Raw genomic sequence first — 21,360 nt, 5'->3', positions numbered from 1 at the left:
ATATAAAGAAAGCCCTCATAATGATCCTAATGCGAGACCATTCCCGCAAGATCAGTTTCCGCCAGAGATAGAAAAGCCCCATGCGAAGGCCAATGTTTCAGAAAGCATTACCTGGCAAGTTACTCCGCTCGCGCGACGGCTCCGCCGCGATCGAATTCGCCATCCTTGCCATACCTTATTTCATGGTCATCTTCGCGATCCTGGAAACCTTCATCGCGATGACAGGGGAGCAGCTTTTCGTCAACGCCACCGATACCATGGCCCGCAAACTGCGCACCGGACAGATCGCCAACACGGTGACAGCGGAAGACTTCCGCAAACAGTTCTGTAGCGAAGTGTCGATCATGGTGACGTGTGATGATAAAGAAAGCAAAGCGACTCCCAAGCTCTATATTGACCTACGCCAGTTCAATACCTTTGCAGATATCCCCAAAACCCTGCCGTTGATAAAGACCGGCGATTACTACGATCTGAACACCTCGGCGTTTGGCTTTAAACCGGGAGGGCCGGGCTCAATCAATATGCTGCGCGTCTATTATCGGTGGCCGGTAATTGTCGATCTCATTCGTCCCTATCTGACGAAGGTCCGCCCTGCCGATGGTTCGATGCCTTCCCACTTCCTCATCGTTGCGACCGATGCGTATCGCAACGAGAACTACTAGCGAGCGGAAAAAGATGAAGGTCAAATCCACGCCATCGCAGGCAAAGACCTGCGGCATCTTTCTACGCTTTGCCAAACACCGGGAAGGCGCAGGCGCAATCGAGTTTGCCATCATCTTCCCGCTGCTCGTGTCGCTCTATCTCACATCGTTCGAACTAACGATGGGCTTCAGCGTCTATAAGCGCGCCACGCGTGCCGCGGGAATGATCTCCGATATCGTCTCCACCCAGACGAAGATCAACAAGGACTATCTGGCGACGATGAAGGATGTGGCCGCGGCGATCTTCGTTCCCTACGGTACCGATGGATTGAAGCTCAGAATTACCGGCATACAGGTCGACGCAAACCAAAAGGCGACGGTGGCGTGGTCATGGGATCAGGCCGGTGGCCGTCCCTATTCGGTCGGTACCCCAGTCGACGTGCCGGCAAACCTGCTCTCCATCAGCAACTTCGTGATCCATTCAGAACTGTCGGTGCCGCACAATCTGCTGATGTTCATGCCGACGCTGGTTTCGGAAAACTCGACCATTACGATTGCCAAGGATTACTACTTCGCCAAGCGCGAGGGCGAACCGATTGTGTGCGGAGACTGCTGAGGCCTGTTGCGCAAAGGCGAACGGACTTGTGAAGAAGAAGGCGCGACGCCGCTTACCATGTGACGCGCAGATACCTCTGGACCAGCTTAAGACACGAAAAAGCTGCGAAACATGGACGTTTCGCAGCTTTTATTTTGGTCACATGACGTGGTCAGGCGGGCATATCCAGCTTGCGGCTGAAGAATAGCGCCACAATGGTGCAGACTGCACCAGACAGCAGATAGATACCGACGGCGAAGAGGCCAAACTCCGAAGAGAATCCGAGCGCCACGAGTGGTGCGAAGCCTGCTCCGATCAGCCAAGAGATATCAGAGGTCAAAGATGCGCCGGTATAGCGATACTCTCGGCTGAAGCGTGACGCCAGCGCGCCACCAGCCTGACCGAAGGACAGGCCAAGCAGCGAGAAGCCGATCAACACGAACAGATAGCGACCTATATCACCAGAGCCCATCAGGATCGGTGCGATGAAGCTGAAGACGCCGATCAACGACGCGGCAATCACCAGGAGTTTGCGACGTCCGATGCGGTCGGCAAGGGCGCCGGAAACGACGATCATCCCACCGCCGATAATGGCGCTGATGAACTGAACGAAGAGAAAGTCTGAAAGGCGCTGCTGCGTGTGCAGAACAACCCAGCTGATCGGGAAGACGGTGACGAGGTGGAACAGCGCAAAGCTTGCCAGTGGAACGAAGGCACCGGTGATGACGACGCGCGACTGGCTCCGCAACATCTCGAAGACCGGCTTCGGCTCGAGTTCATGCTGTGCCAGCATCGCCTGGAATTCCGGCGTTACGATCATGCGCAGACGGGCAAAGAGCGCCAGAACGTTCAGCGCCAAAGCCACGAAGAACGGGAAGCGCCAGCCCCAGGCCAGAAACTCGGGGTTCGACAGCTGGGTGACGAAGATGATGAAGAAGGCGCTGGCAAGACCAAAGCCCATGGCAGCACCGATCTGCGGCATCATCGCATACCAGCCACGCTGCTTTTCAGGCGCGTTCATGGCGAGAAGCGAAACCAGACCATCCCACGCGCCCCCGAGACCCAGACCCTGGCCGATACGGAAGACGGCAAGAAGCACCGGCGCCAGGACACCGACATCGCTATAGGAAGGCAGGAAGCTGATCGCCATCGTCGACCCACACAGGGTGAAGAGGGCGGCGGTCAACTTGACCGCACGACCGAACTTGCGGTCGATCTGCAGGAAGATGAGCGAACCGATCGGTCGCGCAATGAAAGCGAGCGAGAACACGGCGAAGGAATAGAGGGTCGCAGTCAGCGGGTCCGCAAACGAAAAGAAGACGTAGGGGAACACCAGAACGGACGCGATCGCATAAACAAAAAAGTCGAAAAATTCGGTCATTCTCGCCAGAATGACGGCCATCGTGATGCGGTCGGGATCGACGGCAACGGGAGCCTGGCGTGACGGGGCATCAGAGCCCGGAAAAGTTGAGGCCGTATCGGTATAGCTCATAATAATCCCTCCAGCGTATTGCGAACCATGGCGTAACGCAGGCGGCTCCTCATCCGTTGCGTTACATGCGACGGATTGTCACACACCGCACTGCACCCGTCAAACGGAATTGCCTGAAATTGCTTGCCGATGGGGCTTTGTTTGGAGTAACTGCTGGGTGGAGAACGATTGCTTCGCCCAGCTGTCATTGCTGCGGCGCAAAAGGCCGCTGCACCGCGACAAAATTACACATTTATTAAATGACATTTGGCAACTAATCCCGGTCCATACCGAATAATCGAGTTGAAGAACGTGCGCACGATCAAGAAACTTACCACGGCCCTTGCGGGCCTGTCGTCGTTGCTGCTGCTCAGCGGCTGCAACCTCGTCGTCATGAACCCCTCGGGTGACGTTGCCCGCCAGCAGGCCGATCTGATCATCACCTCGACGGTTCTCATGCTGTTGATCATCGTTCCGGTCCTCGCGCTGACAATCTTCTTCGCCTGGAAGTATCGCGCGGCCGCCAAGGCGACCGATTACGATCCCGAGTGGCATCACTCCACCCGTCTGGAAATGGTCATCTGGTCAGCCCCGGTCGCCATCATCCTGATGCTCGGCACCGTCACCTGGATCGCCACCCATCGTCTCGATCCCTATCGCCCGCTCGACCGGATCGACGAAGCGCGCGAAGTGACGCCGGAAACCAAACCATTGACGGTCGAAGTGGTCGCCATGGATTGGAAGTGGCTGTTCTTCTATCCGGAACTCGGCATCGGCAGCGTCAATGAATTTGCCGCTCCCGTCGACGTTCCGATCAACTTCAAGATCACCGGCACCACGGCCATGAACTCCTTCTTCGTGCCAGCCCTTGCCGGTCAGATCTATGCCATGGGTGGCATGCAGACCAAGCTTCACGCCGTCATCAACCGCGAAGGTGTCTATGACGGCTTTTCATCGAACTTCTCTGGCCCAGGCTTCTCCTGGATGCGCTTCAAGTTCCATGGCGTGAGCCAGCAAGGCTTCGACCAGTGGGTCGCCAAGGTCAAGGAAGGCGGCAAGCCGTTCGGTCGCATGGAATACCTGGAACTGGCCAAGCCGAGCGAACGCAATCCGGTGGAATACTTCGCCAATGTCGATCCTCAGCTTTATGACGCCATCCTCAATCGCTGCGTCGAGCCGAACAAGCTCTGCATGCGCGACATGATGCATGTCGACGCCAATGGCGGCGGCGGCAAGGAGGGCATCGATATCGCCAAGGCGCTCAATTCCGTCGTCTGCACGCCGCTCGCACCCTATGGTGTCGCCACCGGCCCGCAGTCCATGCCTGCTGCCATCGAAGGCCAGACCTTCGAGCCTGCCGCTCTGCCGCAGGTCAAGGCGGAAGCTGCGAAGGCGCCCGGCAACGCCGGCTGAAATTGAAACTGATGATCTGCGGCGCGTATCCGCGCCGCCCTTAAGACTTGAAGCAAGAGGCTAAAATGGTCGCCGCCACCACCGATCAAACGTCCTTCCTGTTCGGGAAGCTGACGCTGGACTCCATCCCGTACCACGAGCCGATTCTCATCGTCACCTTTATCGGGGTGGCCATCGGGGGCATCGCCGTGCTCGGTCTCGTCACCTATTTCCGGCTCTGGGGTTATCTCTGGAAAGAATGGTTTACGTCGATCGACCACAAGAAGATCGGTATCATGTACATCGTTCTGGCACTCGTCATGCTTCTGCGCGGCTTCGCCGACGCCGTCCTGATGCGTACCCAGCAGGCCATCGCCTCTGGCGGTTCGGAAGGCTACCTCCCGCCGCATCACTACGACCAGATCTTCACCGCGCACGGCGTCATCATGATCTTCTTCATGGCCATGCCGATGATCACCGGCCTGATGAACTATGTCGTGCCGCTGCAGATCGGCGCGCGCGACGTGTCCTTCCCCTTCCTCAACAACTTCTCCTTCTGGATGACGACCGCCGGCGCCGTGATCACCATGATCTCGCTCTTCATCGGCGAATACGCCCAGACCGGCTGGCTGGCCTATCCGCCGCTGTCGGGGATCGAGGGAAGTCCGAATGTGGGTGTCGATTATTATATCTGGGGTCTGCAGGTCGCAGGTGTCGGAACGACCTTGTCGGGTATCAACCTGATCGTCACCATCATCAAGATGCGTGCACCTGGCATGACCATGATGCGCCTGCCGATCTTCGTCTGGACGTCGCTGTGTTCGAACATCTTGATCGTGGCATCCTTCCCGATCCTGACCGGCACGCTCGCCCTTCTGACGCTTGACCGCTACCTCGGCATGAACTTCTTCACCAATGACCTTGGTGGCAATCCGATGATGTATGTGAACCTCATCTGGATCTGGGGTCATCCGGAAGTGTACATTCTGGTGCTGCCTGCTTTCGGCATCTTCTCGGAAATCGTTTCGACCTTCTCCCAGAAGCGCCTCTTCGGCTACACCTCGATGGTTTACGCAACGGCCGTCATCACCATCCTCGCCTATGTCGTGTGGCTGCACCACTTCTTCACCATGGGCTCCGGTGCGAGCGTCAACGCCTTCTTCGGCATCACGACGATGATCATCTCGATCCCGACGGGCGCGAAGATCTTCAACTGGCTCTTCACCATGTATAAGGGCCGCATCAAGTTCGATGTCCCGATGCTGTGGGCGATCGGCTTCATGATCACCTTCGTCATTGGTGGCATGACCGGCGTTCTGCTTGCCGTTCCTCCGGCAGACTTCGTGCTGCACAACTCGCTGTTCCTGATCGCCCACTTCCACAACACGATCATCGGCGGCGTGGTCTTCGGGGTTCTGGCCGGTATCGTCTACTGGTTCCCCAAGGCCTTCGGTTTCCGTCTCGATCCGTTCTGGGGCAAGATGTCCTTCTGGTGCTGGTTTGTTGGCTTCTATGTCGCCTTCATGCCGCTCTACGTTCTCGGCCTGATGGGTGTGACGCGTCGTCTCAGCCAGTTCGAGGATACGTCCCTGCAGATCTGGTTCGTGATCGCGGCCATCGGCGCTGCCATCATTGCCGTCGGCATCGCCTCGTTCCTGCTGTCGATCGTCTTCGGCTTCCTGAAGCGCGAGCAACTGCGCGACGTCACCGGCGACCCCTTCGATGGTCGCACGCTGGAGTGGTCCACCTCTTCTCCGCCGCCTGCCTACAACTTCGCCTTCACGCCCGTCGTGCATGATGTCGATGCCTGGGCGGACATGAAGAAGCGTGGCGCCGAGCGTCCCGTGGACGGCTTCATCCCGATCCACATGCCGAAGAACACCGGCACGGGCGTTATCCTCAGCGCCATCAGCGTCGCCCTCGGTTTCGGCCTGGTGTGGCACATCTGGTGGCTTGCGGCAGCAAGCATGCTCGCGATCATCGTGGTCTCGATTGCTCACACCTTCAACTACAATCGCGACTACTACATCCCGGCAAAGGATGTAGCTGAAGTCGAAGCAGCGCGCACCAAGCTGCTGGCAACGCAGGCGTAACTCATGTCTCAAGCACCCGCACAGACCGCCGACAGCGCGGAAAAGCCGGTCTTCTATCTGAAGGAAGACCATCACACGGAAAACGGCACAGCGCTCGGTTTCTGGCTCTATCTGATGAGCGACTGCCTGATCTTCGCAACGCTCTTCGCAACCTATGCCGTTGTCGGCCGCAACTATGCGGCCGGACCGTCGGGCGCTGATCTCTTCGATCTGAAGCTCGTCGCGATCAATACCGGTTTCCTTCTTCTGTCGTCCATCACCTATGGCTTTGCCATGCTGGAGGCGCAGAAGAAGAAGGTCAATTCGACCCTGCTCTGGCTCGCCATCACCGGCGTCTTCGGCCTCTGCTTCCTCGGTCTCGAACTCTATGAGTTCCACCATCTCATCGAAGAAGGTGCTGGCCCGCATCGTTCCGCCTTCCTCTCCGCTTTCTTCGCACTCGTCGGTACCCACGGTCTTCACGTCACATTCGGCGTGATCTGGCTCGTGACGCTGATGGTCCAGGTGAAGAAATTCGGTCTGCACGCCGACAATATGCGCCGTCTGACGTGCCTCTCGATGTTCTGGCACTTCCTCGACGTCATCTGGATCGGCGTCTTTTCCTTCGTCTATCTGGTTGGAGTTCTGTGATGAGTTCGAACACGCATACACACGACCACGCGCATGGCCATGCCCATCATGGGGACGACCATCACCATGAGAGCGGCGAGGATCACGGCTCCTTCAAGAGCTACATGATCGGCTTCATCCTGTCGGTCATCCTTACCGCCATTCCTTTCTGGCTGGTGATGGGCGATGTTCTGGAGAACCGCACCGCCACCGTGATCCTGATCATGGTCTTCGGGGTCATCCAGGTCTTCGTCCATATGATCTACTTCCTGCACATGAACACCAAGTCGCAGGGCGGCTGGACCTTCATGTCGCTGCTCTTCACGCTGGTCGTCGTCATGATCGCGCTCGTCGGTTCGCTCTGGGTCATGTACAACATGAACAAGAACATGATGCCGACCATGACCATGGAGCAGATGAAGAATCTGCCCTGACATACCGGTTCATCGATCAGGTTCGCGCCGAAAGCGGCGCGGACCTTCCCTCCGAGAAGACACATAACCCCATGAATCGGAGAGCGGATTCATGGGGTTATGTGTTTGAGCATGATGCTCTCAAGGAACACCCCAATGCAGACCACCGCCAGAAAAGGCATACGCCCCGCAGCCGTCGTCGTCATCATGATGACCGTCATTCTCACCGGCCTGTTGCTGGCGCTTGGCACATGGCAGGTCAAGCGGCTGTCCTGGAAGCTTGACCTCATTCAGCAGGTCGAGGAGCGGGCTCATGCCGCGCCGGTGGACGCGCCGTCACCTTCGCAATGGGCATCGCTGACCAATCCTGCAGATTACGAGTATCGTCGGGTACGCCTGGCGGGGATCTTCCGTCATCAGGATGAGGTGCAGGTTTACACCGTCTCCGATCTCGGCCCAGGCTACTGGGTATTGACGCCGCTGCAGCGCGATGATGGATCTTTGGTGATCGTCAATCGCGGCTTCGTGCCGAGCGACAAGCGCGATCCATCGACGCGTCTGGAAAGCGAGTTGCCGGCCAGAGTGGAAATCGTCGGTCTCATGAGGGCGCCCGAAACCGGCGGTCTCTTCCTGCGCACGAACGATCCACAGAACAATCGCTGGTACTCCCGTAACATTGCGCAGATTGCTGACGCCAAATCGCTCGGCACCGTGGCGCCCTTCTATGTGGACGCCGACGCGACGCCCAATCCAGGTGGCCTGCCAATCGGTGGCAAGACCATGCTTGTCTTTCCGAACAACCATCTCTCCTATGCCATCACCTGGTACGTGTTGGCCGCGATGACGGTCGCCGCTGGCTGGTATGTCACACGCAACCTCAATGGGCCGAAGCGAGACGAGGACGATAAGGCGGGCGGTCGGCCCCAATAAAGCGTTTCACCTTTTGCTCTGCGGTGCTCTATATATCGCCGTTACATAGCGACAATCATGTCGCGTCTTTCATGGTGAAGCATGGCACGCGCATTTCTGCTCGTTCTCGATTCCTTTGGTGTGGGCGGTGCGCCTGATGCCGAACATTACGGAGACCTAGGCTCCAACACGCTCGGCCACATCGCCGAGTTCTGTGCCGCAGGTGCGGCGGACAGAGCAGGCCTGAGATCCGGACCATTGAAACTTCCCAACATGTCGGCGCTTGGCCTTTTGGAGATCGCCACACTCGCCAGCGGAACCTGCCCGGCTGGCATGCCGCCCCCGGAACACATTTTCGGTCTGCATGGCTGCGCCAACGAAGTCTCGAAGGGCAAGGATACGCCCTCCGGCCATTGGGAAATTGCCGGAACGCCGGTGCGCTTCGAGTGGGGTTACTTCCCGACCGAGGGCGATGCCTTCTCGCCTGAGCTTATCGATTCGATCTGCGAGAAGGGCAACCTCCCGGGCATCCTTGGTAATTGTCATGCGTCCGGCACGGACATCATCGCCCGTCTTGGCGAAGAACATATTCGTACGCACAAGCCGATCTGCTACACGTCGTCGGACTCGGTCTTCCAGATTGCGGCGCATGAGATGCATTTCGGGCTGGAGCGACTGATTGCGCTGTGCGAGATCGTCCGCAAGATCCTCGATCCACTGAATATCGGCCGCGTCATCGCACGTCCCTTTGTCGGGGAGAGTGCGGCGACATTTGCTCGAACGGGCAACCGGCGCGACTTTTCGGTTTTACCGCCGGAGCCGACGCTGCTCGACCGCCTTGTCGAGCGGGACCGCAAGGTCCTGGCAATCGGCAAGATCGGCGATATCTATGCGCATCAGGGCGTGTCGCGGGTGATCAAGGCCAATGGTAACGATGCCTTGATGGACGCGACGCTCGAAGCCATGGATGAGGCTCTGAACGGCGATCTCGTCTTCACCAACTTCGTGGATTTCGATATGAATTACGGCCACCGCCGCGATTTTGCAGGCTATGCGGCCGCGCTGGAGGCGTTCGATCAGCGTCTGCCGGAAATTCACCGCAAGATGCAGCCGGGCGATGTCACAATCCTGACGGCCGATCATGGCTGCGATCCGACCTGGCGCGGGACGGATCACACGCGCGAACGCGTGCCGATCATGGCCTTCGGTCCCGGTTTTCGCGAAAGAAATATTGGTATCCGCTCAAGCTATGCGGATATCGGCGAGAGCATCGCGGCTCACCTCAGCATACCGTCCGGACGGCACGGCAGGAGTTTTATGTGACCCATCAATTATTAAAAGCAGAAATCCATTGCCATCTGGAAGGTGCGGCCCCTCCCGCACTCGTGCTGGAACAGGCGCGCAAATACAATGTCGACACCAGCGCCTTCCTGCGTGACGGCGCCTATGTCTGGAATGATTTTGCCGAGTTCATCCGCTGCTATGACGACGTGGCGCAGGTTTTCAAGACGGAAGAAGACTACGCCGCTCTCGCGGAGGCCTATCTCCTCGAGCTTGCGGGCGAAAACACTATCTATAGCGAGTTGATCATCTCTCCCGATCACGGCGATCGTATCGGCCTTGGTGCGGATGCGTATCTCTCCGGCATTGCCGAAGGAATGCGTCGGGCCAAGGAGAAGACCGGAATAGAGGCGCGTATCATCGTCACCGGTGAGCGCCATTTCGGCCCGGAAAGCGTCATTGCTGCGGCCGAATACGCCGCGCGTGTGCGTCATCCTCTGATCACCGGCTTCAATATGGCGGGTGAGGAACGCATGGGGCGAGTGGCCGATTATGCCCGTGCCTTTGACATCGCCCGAGATGCCGGACTTGGCCTCACCATCCATGCCGGCGAAGTCTGCGGCGCCTTCAGCGTTGCCGACGCACTTGATCTCGTCAAGCCGCAGCGGATCGGCCATGGGGTTCGCGCCATCGAGGATGCGGAACTCGTCGAGCGTCTGGTGGAACTTGGTACCGTGCTTGAGGTTTGCCCGGGCTCCAACATCGCGCTCAGCGTCTATCCGGATTTTGCAAGCCACCCCTTGAAGCGACTTCGCGATGCTGGCGTTCGCGTCTGCATCAGTTCGGACGATCCACCGTTCTTCGCCACCTCCTTGGCGCAGGAATATGAGATTGCCCGTCACGCTTTCGGCTTGTCGGATGCAGAGATCAACGCGCTGACGCGAACGGCGCTTGAGGCTGCCTTCGTCGATGAAGAGACGCGGAGCAGCCTTCTCGCACGCTTCGATGCCTCGACCGGTGCCGCGGCCTGACCAAAGGCTGCCGGCGCGGGAAACCTCTCACTTCCGGTCTTGCGAAATGCCCGCATTTGGTCGAAGAGAACAAAGATAAAAGCAAAAGGAAAGGCCAGTTTCCATGGACGGCGTAACAGTCATCGATCACCCGCTTGTGCAGCACAAGCTCACCTTCATGCGCAAGAAAGAAACCTCCACGGCCGGCTTCAGGCGGCTGCTGCGCGAGATTTCCACACTGCTCTGCTATGAAGTGACGCGCGATCTCGACCTCACGATGGAGACCATCGAGACGCCCATGGAAACGATCGAGGCACCGGTGCTGGAAGGCAAGAAGCTGGTATTCGCCTCGATCCTGCGCGCGGGCAATGGCCTTCTCGAAGGCATGCTGGAGCTCGTACCTTCAGCGCGTGTCTCGCATATCGGTGTCTACCGCGATCACGATACGCTGGAAGCCGTCGAATATTACTTCAAGGCACCGGAAAGCTTGGATGCGCGCCTTATCATCGTCGTCGATCCCATGCTCGCAACCGGCAACTCCTCGATTGCTGCCGTTGAAAAGCTGAAAGAGCGCGGCGCGAAGAACATGCGCTTCCTCTGCCTGCTCGCAGCGCCGGAAGGCATCAAGAACTTCCGCGAAGCCCACCCCGATGTGCCGATCTATACCGCGGCGATCGATCGCAAGCTGAACGAGAAGGGCTATATCGTCCCAGGTCTCGGCGACGCGGGCGACCGCATGTACGGAACGAAGTAAGCAGCGTCACAGCGTAAAGCGTGACGCGATCTTTCAGGTTCGTTTCCCACGCTTTCGCTCTTTGTTCTATCGCTTGTCGTGATCGCAAGACCGCTGCCCACTTTTGCGTGGACCATGCTTGAGTTCAGAAACTGGAAAAGCCCGCCGTCGGAAACGACAGGCGGGCTTTTTTCGACGGCGATGCTGTGATGATCGGGAGGCCTGCCTCTACCGCATCAAACATCAGCGGCTCAAGTCATGCAATGAAAAGGCGCGGTCAGGGTTTCCTGCCGCGCCATTCTTATCAGGCATTGTTTTCGTTGATCAGTCGCTTCAGAAGCTCGACCTCATGGCCAAGCTTGCTGTCGCCCGAGATCAATTCCTCGATCTTGCGAACCGCATGAAGCACCGTCGTGTGGTCGCGTCCGCCGAAACGGCGACCGATCTCCGGGAAGGAGCGGGGGGTCAGCATCTTGGCGAGATACATGGCCACCTGGCGCGGCTTGACGATGACGCGGGTGCGGCGGTTGGAGACCAGCTCCTGGCGCGAGACATTATAGTGGCGGGCAACAATCCGCTGAATATCTTCGATGCGCACGCGCTTGGCTTCACCAGCGCCAACCAGATGGGCGAGCAGTTCGTCCACGCGCTCAACCGACAGGTTGGGCTCAAACGAACGGCGGAAGATCAACTGGTTGAAGGCACCTTCCAGTTCACGGCCGCTGGCGGTGACGCTGCGGGCCACGTGGGAGACGATGTCTTCGCCGATGTCGAAGCTTGGATCTTCCTGGCGTGCCGTTGCGATACGCTGCTTCAGCATCTCGTAGCGCATGTCGTAATCCGGGCCTTCGATCTCGATCGCCATACCGCCCTGAAGGCGCGAACGAACGCGTGGATCAAGCGACTCCAGTTCCCACGGCGCACGGTCTGCGGCAACCACAACCTGCTTGGCGCTATCGAGCAGCATGTTTAGCAAATGGCAGAACTCGTGCTGGATCATCTTGCCCTGCAGGAACTGCATGTCGTCGATGATGAGAAGATCGATGTTGCGCAGCGTGTCTTTCAGCGTCAGCGCGTCATTGTCGCGGATGGCGGTGGCAAAGCGCCACATGAAGTATTCTGCCGTCAGATAGACGACGCGCGGATTGCGCGGGCTATCGACTGCGGCATTGGCGATCGCCTGGAGAAGATGGGTCTTTCCAAGGCCAACGCCGGCATGAATAAAGAGCGGATTGAAGCGTACCGCGCCCGCGCCGGCTTCAGCAATCGTCTTTGCGGCAGCAAGCGCAACGCGGTTGGACGATCCTTCCACAAAGGTGTCGAAGGTAAAGCGCGTGTCGAGCGGGGAGCCGAAGAGCGGACCGGAGCCAGAAGAGCGCGGAGCCATGCTGGGTGCAGACGAGCCCGGATGGCTTGCAGCGCTGGTCATCTGCGGTGGGATGAAGGGCTTGGCACGCTGGGCGGAAGGCGTGGCATCCTGGACTGGCTGCGCTCTGTCATCGGTCGCGACAGCGCGAGCTGGACGGCTGGCCGAACGCACCAGGATCTCGACCTTCAGGACGTTGGCGTCTTCCGCCTGCACCAGAGTGGTTATCAGATCGATATAGCGGTTGTTGATCCAGGACTTCAAAAATGTCGTCGGAACGGTGAAGCGAACAACGCTCTTGGACACCGAGTGCAGCTTCAGCCGCGCGAACCAGCTTGCATAGACTTCAGGACCGACCTGCGCCTTCAGTCGCGCGCTAAAGCGCTCGAACAGCGCATCGTTCTTCATATTCGATATATTCCCCGCCGCATCATTGCAAACTGCATCACAAGCGTTCTGTGCGCGGTCCCCGTTTGCCACCGCACCCATTGCCAAATTCAATTGCATTCCTGCCGCCTTTCAAATTGCCAATCATAGCCTGGCAGAGCGTCAAGCTTCGCCAGAGATACCCCACCTACTGTCCCCGTAAGGATGGCCCCTCTAAAACCATCCTGAAGCGCAAGGCTTCAACCGCGAGCCGGCTATCCCGCTAACCTCTCCATCATGAAGAGGCATGCTACTCTCAATGCATACTCTCACATCACAACTCGGACACCCGTCACCAAGACACACGTCTATCTTTCTACAACCTGTAAGGTTGTAGCCAAACACATCCAGTGACTTGAAAAAACGGGTCCGAACAGAACCCGTCCGCAAGGAGCTTACGCCTTCGAACTTTGTTTCGAGATAGCTTGTGGATAGATATCCGCGCCCCTTGTCGAGATGCATTTAGGCAGGATCGCATACGGAGATCAATGGCGTTTTTTCTGTGGCTGAGCCGATCTGCCATTGACTCGTGGAGGGCCTTTTGCATGGCCGACGGGCTTGTTTGGAGAATCGCTTATGAATCAATGAGATTCATTTTCGAGCTATTTTTGAGGCCGGTTTTGACAGAAAAATAAAAAAATCCTTGACTCAAGATTGTGGCTGCCTTCCGCAGCGGAAAGATAGTGCCTCTTGAAAGACCTTCCGTAAGTGACTGAAATTAAACAGCTTTCTACGTCACGCATTTGAAGCATAAATGTCATGCTCATTGCGAAACCGTTAACAGGTCGTTAGAATCGGAAAAAGCCCGGCCGAAGGGCCAGGCTTTTTCAATCACAATATTGTCTTAGCCGGATTAGGCCGAAAGGGCCTTCACGCGCTGCGCCAGACGAGAAACCTTGCGCGATGCGGTGTTGAAATGCATGACGCCCTTCGTAGCGGCGCGCTGGATTTCTGGCTGTGCAGCCTTCAGCGCTTCAGTCGCAACAGCGAGATCGCCAGTTGCCAGGGCCTCTTCGACCTTGCGAATGAAACCGCGGACGCGCGAACGGCGAGCCTTGTTGACTGCGGTACGGCGAGCGATCTTGCGAGTCGCCTTTTTCGCCGAAGTTGTATTGGCCATGTATGCCTCTCTTCGAATTCAAACCAAAATCCGCAACCACAGGATAGGGTCGTTCGAAGACCTCATGTTCCAAAATTGCGGGAGTAACTGGGACAAGCCGGATGACTTTCCCTAACCGTGGGCGGGCATATAACCCTAAAGCCGCTGCCCGTCAACGCGTTTTGCGTAAAAACACCGAGATTCCGACTCCCGACAGACACCGGCTTGGCGGGTGCCGCCGCCTATTTGTTATGGAACAGCGGCTTTCTCTTTTCGATGAATGCCTCCATACCTTCTTTCTGATCGTCCGTGGCAAAAAGCGACTGGAACAAGCGCCGCTCGAAGCGCAAGCCCTCCGACAGCGAAACCTCGAAGGAGCGGTTGACGCTCTCCTTCGCCATCAGCACTGAGGCCCGTGACAGGGCTGCAATCACGCTTGCGGCCTCGACAGCCTCGTCCAGCAGCCTTTCAGAAGTGACGATGCGCGAGACGAGACCGGCACGCTCGGCTTCAGCGGCATCCATCTTGCGACCTGTCAGCACGAGGTCCATGGCTTTCGCTTTGCCGACCGCGCGGGTCAGCCTTTGCGAACCGCCCATGCCGGGAATGATGCCCAGCGTGATTTCCGGCTGGCCGAACTTCGCCGTATCGGAGGCGATGATGAAATCGCACATCATGGCAAGTTCGCATCCTCCGCCGAGTGCGAAGCCAGAGACAGCGGCAATCACCGGCTTGCGGCTTGCCGCCACATCATCCCATCCTCCCAGAAAGTCGCCAAGATAAGCATCGACAAAATTGAGCGTACTCATCTCCTTGATATCGGCACCGGCGGCAAACGCCTTCTCCGATCCGGTGATGACGATGGCGCCAATGGAGTCATCTGATGAGAAGGCCGAGAGAATATGGCGTAGCTCTTTCAGCAGCGTGGAGTTCAGCGCGTTGAGCGCTTTCGGGCGGTTGAGCGTAACGACGCCGACGGCATCGCGCTTCTCGACAATGATCGTCTCGTAATCCATGGCTTTCTTCCTCTCCCTTATTTCTGGCAGGCCGCGCAATAGAATGTAGAGCGTCCGCTCTGCGTAATCCTCTCGACCGTACCCCGGCAATCGGGGAAGCGGCAAGCGTGGCCTTCTCGATCATAGACCGAAAAGGAATGTTGGAAATATCCAAGCGAGCCGTCGGTCTGGATATGATCGCGCAGCGACGAGCCACCGGCTGCAATCGCATCAGCGATGACGTCGCGTATGTGCCGCGTCAACTCTTCCAGAGCAGGCTTCGGCTTGCCCTTTTTGGTAACAAGGGTCGATGCCGCACGAAGCGGGGAGAGATGGGAGCGCCAGAGCGCTTCGCACACATAGATATTGCCAAGCCCCGCAATGAGTTTCTGGTCGAGCAGGGCGCCTTTGAGCGGCTGCGTCTTTCCCTCAAAGCGGCTGGCAAGGTAGTCGGCGCTCAGAGCATTTCCGGTCGGCTCGGGACCGAGACCGGCGAAGGCCGGATAAAGGTCGATATCGGCACGGCGCACCAGATGCATGAAGCCGAAACGGCGCGGGTCATTATAGATGACGCGTGTCTTGTCCACCCCGCGCGTCAGATGAAAGATCACATGGTCGTGCTTGCCATCCTTGGAGCGCGGGTGGTGAAACTCGCCGGGCGTCTCACCAGATGTCTCACCGGTTGTTTGGGCCTCATTTCCGCTTTCGATGCGGAACGAACCGGACATACCAAGATGCGAGACGATGGTCAGGCCATTGTCGAGTTCGATCAGCAGATACTTTGCCCGACGCCCGAGCGACAGGATATCGCGACCTTCCACGAGTTCGGCGAAGCCTTCCGGAAAGGGAAAACGTAAGTCCGGGCGCGTGAGGAGCAGTCTTTCGATCCGCGCGCCTTCCATAACGGGCGCTAAGCCGCGTCGAACGGTTTCCACTTCAGGCAATTCGGGCATGGCACTCTCTTCACGTCTGTTTATCGCGGCGACCTTGTGGTCTATAGACGGCACACATACATGTCGCGGGCCATATCTATGGTGCAACAGATAGCGTTGCAGAGCCGTTTCCGCTATGTGTTGGTTTAAAGAGTTAGAGTCCTTTGTGCGTCTTAAAGGACGCACGGTACTCTAGTTGTCATTGAGGAATGGAGACTGATCATGACCGAAGCCCGCACGACAGCCGAAGGCGGTATGGAAACCTCCTATGGCTTCCGTCAGGTCAATGAAGGCCAGAAGCAGGGGATGGTCAATGACGTCTTCCATAAGGTTGCCAAGCGCTATGACATCATGAATGACGTGATGTCGGCCGGCCTGCACCGCGTTTGGAAAGACGCCATGGTCGCCTCACTTTCGCCCCGCAAGGACCCTTCCTACAAAGTTCTCGATGTGGCGGGCGGTACCGGCGATATTGCCTTCCGCATCGTCGAAGCCTCCAATCGTCTGGCGCATGCCACCGTTCTCGATATCAACGGCTCGATGCTCGGCGTCGGCGAGGAGCGGGCGGCCAAAAAAGGCCTGACGGAAAATCTGACCTTCGTCGAGGCCAATGCGGAAGAATTGCCCTTCGAGGCCAACAGCTTCGATGCCTATACGGTCGCCTTCGGCATCCGCAATGTCCCGCGCATCGACGTGGCACTTTCGGAAGCCTATCGTGTGCTGAAGCGAGGGGGACGTCTTCTGGTGCTGGAATTTTCCGAAGTGGAAATGCCGCTCCTCGACAAGGTTTATGACGCCTGGTCCTTCAACGCCATTCCGCAATTTGGCAAGATGATCACCGGTGACGCCGAGCCCTACCAGTATCTGGTCGAGTCGATCCGCAAATTTCCACGGCAGGATGATTTTGCCGCCATGATCCGAACCGCGGGCTTCTCACGCGTCAGCTACACCAACTATACCGGCGGAATTGCCGCGCTGCATTCCGGCTGGAAGCTCTGATCGATGGCATTTCCAGGACATAGCAGGGCATTCGCATGAGCACGCTTGGCGCATATTTTCGACTCGCCAAGGTTGGCTGGGTTCTCGTCCGCGAGGGTGTGGTCCTGGCGCTGCCCGACGAAGGGCTGCCCGCCTCTGCGAAATTCGTCAAGGGTTTGCTGGAGCCGCTGGCGCGCAATAAGGCGTTGAGAAGTGAGCGCAGCGATCGACTCTCGAAGGCGGTCAGCCGTCTTGGCCCGTCCTATGTCAAGATGGGTCAGTTCCTGGCGACCCGGCCGGATGTGGTTGGCGCAGACTTTGCCGAAGATCTGGCCGGTCTGCAGGACCGCATGGCTTTCTTTCCCGTTGCTGCCGCCAAGGCCAATATCGAAGGCTCGCTCGGTCGTCCGATCTCTGAGCTTTACGTGGAATTCGGTGATCCGATAGCCGCGGCCTCCATCGCCCAGGTTCACCCCGCCGTCATCGATACGCCGTCTGGGCGCAAGAAGGTGGCGGTCAAGGTTATCCGCCCTGGCGTGCGACAGCGCTTCCAGGACGATCTGGAAGCCATGTATCTGGTGGCCGATCTGCAGCAGCGTTTCGTCCGCTCCGCCCGGCGTCTGCGACCGGTCGAAGTCACCAAGACGCTGGAGCAGACCACCAAGATCGAGATGGACCTTCGCCTCGAGGCGGCGGCTCTTTCCGAGCTTGCCGAAAACACCAAGGGTGACCCTGGCTTTCGTGTGCCGGAAGTGGATTGGGAACGCACCGGTCGCGACGTCGTCACCATGGAATGGATCGACGGCATCAAGATGTCGGATACGGATGCGCTGAAGGCGGCCGGTCACGACCTCAATGCGCTCGCCGATACGCTCATCCAGTCCTTCCTGCGCCACACGCTGCGCGACGGCTTCTTCCATGCGGACATGCATCCCGGAAACCTTTTCGTTGATCCGACGGGCATCATCGTCGCAGTCGACATGGGAATTGCCGGACGTTTGGGCAAAAAGGAGCGTCGCTTCCTGGCGGAAATCCTCTATGGCTTCATCACGCGCGACTACATGCGCGTAGCTGAAGTGCATTTCGAAGCGGGCTATGTACCGGCCCAGCATGACATGGCAAGCTTCGCCCAAGCGATCCGCGCCATCGGCGAGCCGATCCACGGCCAGCCCGCCGAAACCATTTCCATGGGCAAGCTCCTGACGCTGCTTTTCGAAGTCACCGAACTCTTCGACATGGAAACGCGTCCCGAACTGGTCATGCTGCAAAAGACCATGGTCGTCGTCGAAGGCGTCTCACGTATCCTCAATCCGCGCTTCAACATGTGGAAGGCCGCAGACCCCGTCGTCAGCGGCTGGATCCGCGACAATCTCGGGCCGAAGCGTATCGTCACCGATCTGAAGGACGGCGTGAAGGCAGCGATCAAGCTGGCGGAAGCGGCACCCGAGATCGCTGCCAAGACCGAAAAGCTGCATTCCGAACTGATGTATATGAGCGAAAACGGCTTGCGCTTCGACGAACGCACGGCCGAAGCCATTGGGAGGTCAGAAGCCCGTCACACCCGTTGGGGTCGCCTGGCGCTTTGGGTGATTGCGGTGACGCTGATCTATATCGCTGTCAGGATCAGTTGATCCGATGGCAACCGGTGCGCTCTCCGGGCATTTAGAGAGCGCCCCTTAAGCGAGATCGGCAACCACTGAATCCAGGATCAGCATGCCCGACGGCGTGCAGCGGACGCGCGAATTTCCAAGCCGCTCGATAAAGCCGTGTTCCAGTAAAACCGCTTCGCGATCCGGGTCCAGATCGCGACCTGAGAACTCGCTCCAGCGGGCGAGATCGACGCCTTCGCGAAGCCGCAGTCCCATCAACAGCAACTCGTCGGCCTGTTCGTCACGCCCCAGCATTTCCTGATCCACCATGCCGTGCCCATCGCGCTCCACGGCTTGCAGCCATGTCTCGGGGTGGCGCTCGGTCGCGGTTGCGAGTTTGGCGCCGCCCTTGGTCAGGCGTCCATGGGCGCCGGGGCCGATACCGGCATAGTCGCCGTAGCGCCAATAAGTGAGGTTATGGCGGCTTTCAGCACCGGGACGCGCGTGATTGGAAACTTCATAGGCCGGAAGACCGTGACGCGCGGTGATTTCCTGCGTCGCCTCGTAAAGCACAGCCGACTGTTCGCCATCGGGAACGATCAGCTTGCCCGCCTTATGGAGACCGTAGAAGGCCGTGCCTTCCTCGATCGTCAACTGGTAGAGCGACAGGTGATCGACCGCATAGGAGATGGCCTCTGCGAGCTCCTTTTCCCATTCCTCAACTGTCTGATTGGGGCGGGCATAGATGAGATCGAAGGACATGCGTGGGAAGATTTCGCGCGCCAGCCGGATAGCCTTCAGCGCATCGGCCACATCATGCAGGCGTCCGAGGAACTTCAGATCCCGGTCATTCAGCGCTTGTACGCCCATGGAGACGCGATTGACGCCGGCGGCCCTGTAGCCACGAAAGCGTTCCGCTTCCACGCTGGATGGATTGGCCTCCATGGTGATCTCGATGCCGTCCGGCACGCGCCAATAACGGGCGATACCATCCAGAATGGCGCCGACCGTCTGCGGGTCCATCAGCGACGGCGTGCCGCCGCCCATGAAAATGCTGGTGACGACCTTCGGGCCGCTCAACTGCCGCATCGTTTCCATTTCGCGCAGGAAGGCGGCAACGAACCGCTCCTGATCCACCGGCTGATGGCGGACATGGCTGTTGAAATCGCAATAGGGACACTTGGCCGCGCAGAAGGGCCAGTGAACATAGATGCCGAAGCCGGGTTCGCCCGTATCCGGCAGAAGGTCCGCATGTCCGGACGGATGGGCGCCGGGCGCAGAAGAAAGGCCGCTCCCGGTCATTGTGATGCTCATGCCTCCAGGCAGGTTTCGACGAAGGTCTTGAAAGCGCGTGCGCGGTGCGACAGGGCTGTCGCATCGCCCTGGCGCCAGCCATGCTTTTCGTCGGAAGTCATCTCGCCAAAGCTGGTTGTGTAGCCTTCCGGCTGGAAGATCGGATCGTAGCCGAAACCGCTCGTGCCGCGGGGCGGCCAGACGATCGTGCCTTCCACTTCACCGCGGAAAAACTCGGTATGGCCGTCCGGCCAGGCCAGGCAAAGAACGCTGACGAAGCGGCCGGTGCGCTGCTCCGGTGTCGTCGCGCCACGCTCCTGAAGCGCGTCTTCGACCTTTTGCATCGCCATGGCGAAATCGCGTGTGCCGTTGCCGGTCTCTGCCCAGTCCGCAGTGTAGACGCCCGGCGCGCCGTCCAACGCGTCGATCACCAGACCCGAATCGTCGGAGAGCGCCGCCATGCCGGATGCCTTGGCCGAAGCGAGCGCCTTGATCGCCGCATTCTCTTCGAAGGTCGTGCCGGTTTCAGCCGGCTCTTCGAAATTCAGCTCGGCGGCCGATTTTGCCGAAAAGCCGAGAGGGCCGATCAGGTCGGCGATCTCTGCGATCTTGCCCTTGTTGTGGCTGGCAACGACGATGGTTCTGGTATCAAGCTTGCGCATGGTCTTGTCCCGTTCAGGCAATTGCCTGCTTCTGCATCTCGACGAGTTCCGCACAACCCGCCTTGGCAAGGCCTAGCAGGGTCAGGAATTCCTCTTCCGAGAATGGCTTGCCCTCGGCGGTGCCCTGAATTTCGACGATGCCGCCAGAGCCGGTGATGACGAAGTTGGCGTCGGTCTCCGCAGAGGAATCTTCCAGGTAATCGAGATCGATCACCGGCTGATTGGCGAAGATGCCGCAGGAGATGGCGGCGATATGGTCCTTCAGAACCTTTTCGACCTTCAACATGTTGCGGCTTTCCATCCACTTCAGACAGTCGTGAAGTGCAATCCAGGCACCGGTGATGGAGGCGGTACGCGTACCACCATCGGCCTGGATGACGTCGCAGTCGATGCTGATCTGGCGTTCGCCAAGCGCTTGCAGATCAACGACTGCGCGCAGCGAACGGCCGATCAGGCGCTGGATTTCCTGCGTTCTGCCGCCTTGCTTGCCGGACGCTGCTTCGCGCTTCATGCGCTCGTTGGTGGAGCGGGGAAGCATGCCATATTCAGCTGTAACCCAGCCCTTGCCACTGTTGCGCAGCCATGGCGGCGTCTTTTCCTCGAGGCTGGCGGTGACCAGAACATGCGTATCGCCGAACTTGACGAGACAGGAGCCTTCGGCGTGCTTGGAGAAGTTGCGCTCGAAGGATACCTTACGCATCTGGTCGGTTTTTCTGCCTGAGGGCCGCATATCGTTTCTCTCCGTCTCTTAACTTCCCGCCTTCTAAGGTCAGGGCGACGCTTTTGCAAAGGAAAAGCGGAAGAGCAAGGCTTAGAGCCGAATTTCCGTTTTCACTTGGAAGACCGAGTGACTATATTCAAGACAGTCAAAAA

20 protein-coding genes are annotated in these 21,360 nt (G+C 58.4%); 12 read left to right on the top strand and 8 right to left on the bottom strand.

Translation table 11 applies throughout. The features are described 5' to 3' along the window. Positions 1 to 92 precede the first annotated feature (92 nt). A complete protein-coding gene (locus ACTJK5_RS11705; protein ID WP_062599181.1) occupies positions 93 to 662 on the top strand; it encodes a TadE/TadG family type IV pilus assembly protein in 570 nt (189 codons plus the stop codon). 13 nt (positions 663 to 675) lie between these two features. Further along, complete coding sequence (locus ACTJK5_RS11700; protein ID WP_440612481.1) at positions 676 to 1,257, top strand: TadE/TadG family type IV pilus assembly protein; 582 nt, start codon at positions 676 to 678, stop codon at positions 1,255 to 1,257. Between the two features lie 151 nt (positions 1,258 to 1,408). Here the strand turns inward: ACTJK5_RS11700 and ACTJK5_RS11695 are convergent, their stop codons facing one another. After that, positions 1,409 to 2,728, bottom strand: a complete 1,320-nt coding sequence (locus ACTJK5_RS11695; protein WP_062427141.1) for an MFS transporter — start codon at positions 2,726 to 2,728, stop codon at positions 1,409 to 1,411. 291 nt (positions 2,729 to 3,019) lie between these two features. Here ACTJK5_RS11695 and cyoA point away from each other — a divergent pair, with 291 nt between their 5' ends. From cyoA to upp, 8 genes are all read left to right on the top strand, one after another. Continuing rightward, entirely contained in the window at positions 3,020 to 4,120 is a 1,101-nt protein-coding gene (cyoA, locus tag ACTJK5_RS11690; protein ID WP_236760277.1) for a ubiquinol oxidase subunit II, read from the top strand. Between the two features lie 65 nt (positions 4,121 to 4,185). After that, positions 4,186 to 6,192, top strand: coding sequence for a cytochrome o ubiquinol oxidase subunit I (cyoB, locus tag ACTJK5_RS11685; RefSeq protein ID WP_062599184.1), 2,007 nt, complete (start codon positions 4,186 to 4,188; stop codon positions 6,190 to 6,192). Positions 6,193 to 6,195: 3 nt separating this feature from the next. After that, a complete protein-coding gene (cyoC, locus tag ACTJK5_RS11680) occupies positions 6,196 to 6,822 on the top strand; it encodes a cytochrome o ubiquinol oxidase subunit III (protein WP_062427139.1) in 627 nt (208 codons plus the stop codon). Continuing rightward, a complete protein-coding gene (cyoD, locus tag ACTJK5_RS11675; RefSeq protein ID WP_062427138.1) occupies positions 6,822 to 7,235 on the top strand; it encodes a cytochrome o ubiquinol oxidase subunit IV in 414 nt (137 codons plus the stop codon). The genes cyoC and cyoD overlap by 1 nt, the downstream gene beginning before the upstream one ends. Before the next feature lie 135 nt (positions 7,236 to 7,370). Beyond that, a complete protein-coding gene (locus ACTJK5_RS11670; RefSeq protein WP_440612480.1) occupies positions 7,371 to 8,144 on the top strand; it encodes an SURF1 family protein in 774 nt (257 codons plus the stop codon). Between the two features lie 81 nt (positions 8,145 to 8,225). Then, positions 8,226 to 9,446 carry a phosphopentomutase gene (locus tag ACTJK5_RS11665; protein WP_440612479.1) on the top strand — a complete coding sequence of 407 codons (1,221 nt, stop codon included), beginning with the start codon at positions 8,226 to 8,228 and terminating at the stop codon, positions 9,444 to 9,446. Further along, the gene (locus tag ACTJK5_RS11660) at positions 9,443 to 10,435 is read left to right on the top strand and encodes an adenosine deaminase (protein ID WP_440612478.1); all 993 of its coding nucleotides are present in this window, start codon (positions 9,443 to 9,445) and stop codon (positions 10,433 to 10,435) included. Before ACTJK5_RS11665 ends, ACTJK5_RS11660 begins: the two co-directional genes overlap by 4 nt. A 103-nt stretch (positions 10,436 to 10,538) precedes the next feature. Further along, a complete protein-coding gene (gene upp, locus ACTJK5_RS11655) occupies positions 10,539 to 11,168 on the top strand; it encodes a uracil phosphoribosyltransferase (protein ID WP_062427135.1) in 630 nt (209 codons plus the stop codon). A 283-nt stretch (positions 11,169 to 11,451) separates the two neighbouring features. Here the strand turns inward: upp and dnaA are convergent, their stop codons facing one another. From dnaA to mutM, 4 genes are all read right to left on the bottom strand, one after another. Beyond that, complete coding sequence (gene dnaA, locus ACTJK5_RS11650; protein ID WP_113226881.1) at positions 11,452 to 13,020, bottom strand: chromosomal replication initiator protein DnaA; 1,569 nt, start codon at positions 13,018 to 13,020, stop codon at positions 11,452 to 11,454. Positions 13,021 to 13,792: 772 nt separating this feature from the next. Then, positions 13,793 to 14,059, bottom strand: a complete 267-nt coding sequence (gene rpsT / locus ACTJK5_RS11645) for a 30S ribosomal protein S20 (protein ID WP_062427133.1) — start codon at positions 14,057 to 14,059, stop codon at positions 13,793 to 13,795. A gap of 221 nt (positions 14,060 to 14,280) precedes the next feature. Next, positions 14,281 to 15,054 (bottom strand): enoyl-CoA hydratase, encoded by a 774-nt coding sequence (locus tag ACTJK5_RS11640; protein ID WP_440612477.1) that lies wholly within the window; start codon positions 15,052 to 15,054, stop codon positions 14,281 to 14,283. A 17-nt stretch (positions 15,055 to 15,071) separates the two neighbouring features. Continuing rightward, positions 15,072 to 15,986, bottom strand: a complete 915-nt coding sequence (gene mutM / locus ACTJK5_RS11635) for a bifunctional DNA-formamidopyrimidine glycosylase/DNA-(apurinic or apyrimidinic site) lyase (RefSeq protein ID WP_440612476.1) — start codon at positions 15,984 to 15,986, stop codon at positions 15,072 to 15,074. 201 nt (positions 15,987 to 16,187) lie between these two features. Between mutM and ubiE the strand changes: the two genes are divergently transcribed. Both ubiE and ubiB read left to right on the top strand, forming a co-directional pair. Next, entirely contained in the window at positions 16,188 to 16,964 is a 777-nt protein-coding gene (ubiE, locus tag ACTJK5_RS11630) for a bifunctional demethylmenaquinone methyltransferase/2-methoxy-6-polyprenyl-1,4-benzoquinol methylase UbiE (RefSeq protein WP_062427130.1), read from the top strand. Positions 16,965 to 16,999: 35 nt separating this feature from the next. Beyond that, a complete protein-coding gene (gene ubiB / locus ACTJK5_RS11625; RefSeq protein ID WP_440612475.1) occupies positions 17,000 to 18,574 on the top strand; it encodes a 2-polyprenylphenol 6-hydroxylase in 1,575 nt (524 codons plus the stop codon). Between the two features lie 45 nt (positions 18,575 to 18,619). On the opposite strand, the gene hemW is transcribed toward ubiB, so the two are convergent. From hemW to rph, 3 genes are read right to left on the bottom strand one after another with little or no spacing between them, the layout of a single operon-like run. After that, positions 18,620 to 19,834, bottom strand: coding sequence for a radical SAM family heme chaperone HemW (gene hemW, locus ACTJK5_RS11620; RefSeq protein WP_440612604.1), 1,215 nt, complete (start codon positions 19,832 to 19,834; stop codon positions 18,620 to 18,622). Between the two features lie 8 nt (positions 19,835 to 19,842). Next, positions 19,843 to 20,487 (bottom strand): RdgB/HAM1 family non-canonical purine NTP pyrophosphatase, encoded by a 645-nt coding sequence (gene rdgB, locus ACTJK5_RS11615; RefSeq protein WP_440612474.1) that lies wholly within the window; start codon positions 20,485 to 20,487, stop codon positions 19,843 to 19,845. Positions 20,488 to 20,500: 13 nt separating this feature from the next. Then, entirely contained in the window at positions 20,501 to 21,217 is a 717-nt protein-coding gene (gene rph / locus ACTJK5_RS11610) for a ribonuclease PH (RefSeq protein WP_112520010.1), read from the bottom strand. Positions 21,218 to 21,360 lie beyond the last annotated feature (143 nt).

The organism is Agrobacterium sp. 22094 (assembly GCF_052046015.1).
GTDB lineage: Bacteria > Pseudomonadota > Alphaproteobacteria > Rhizobiales > Rhizobiaceae > Agrobacterium > Agrobacterium cavarae.
The sequence above is the reverse complement of the archived record's forward strand: the minus strand, read 5'-3'. Positions and strand labels throughout refer to the sequence as shown.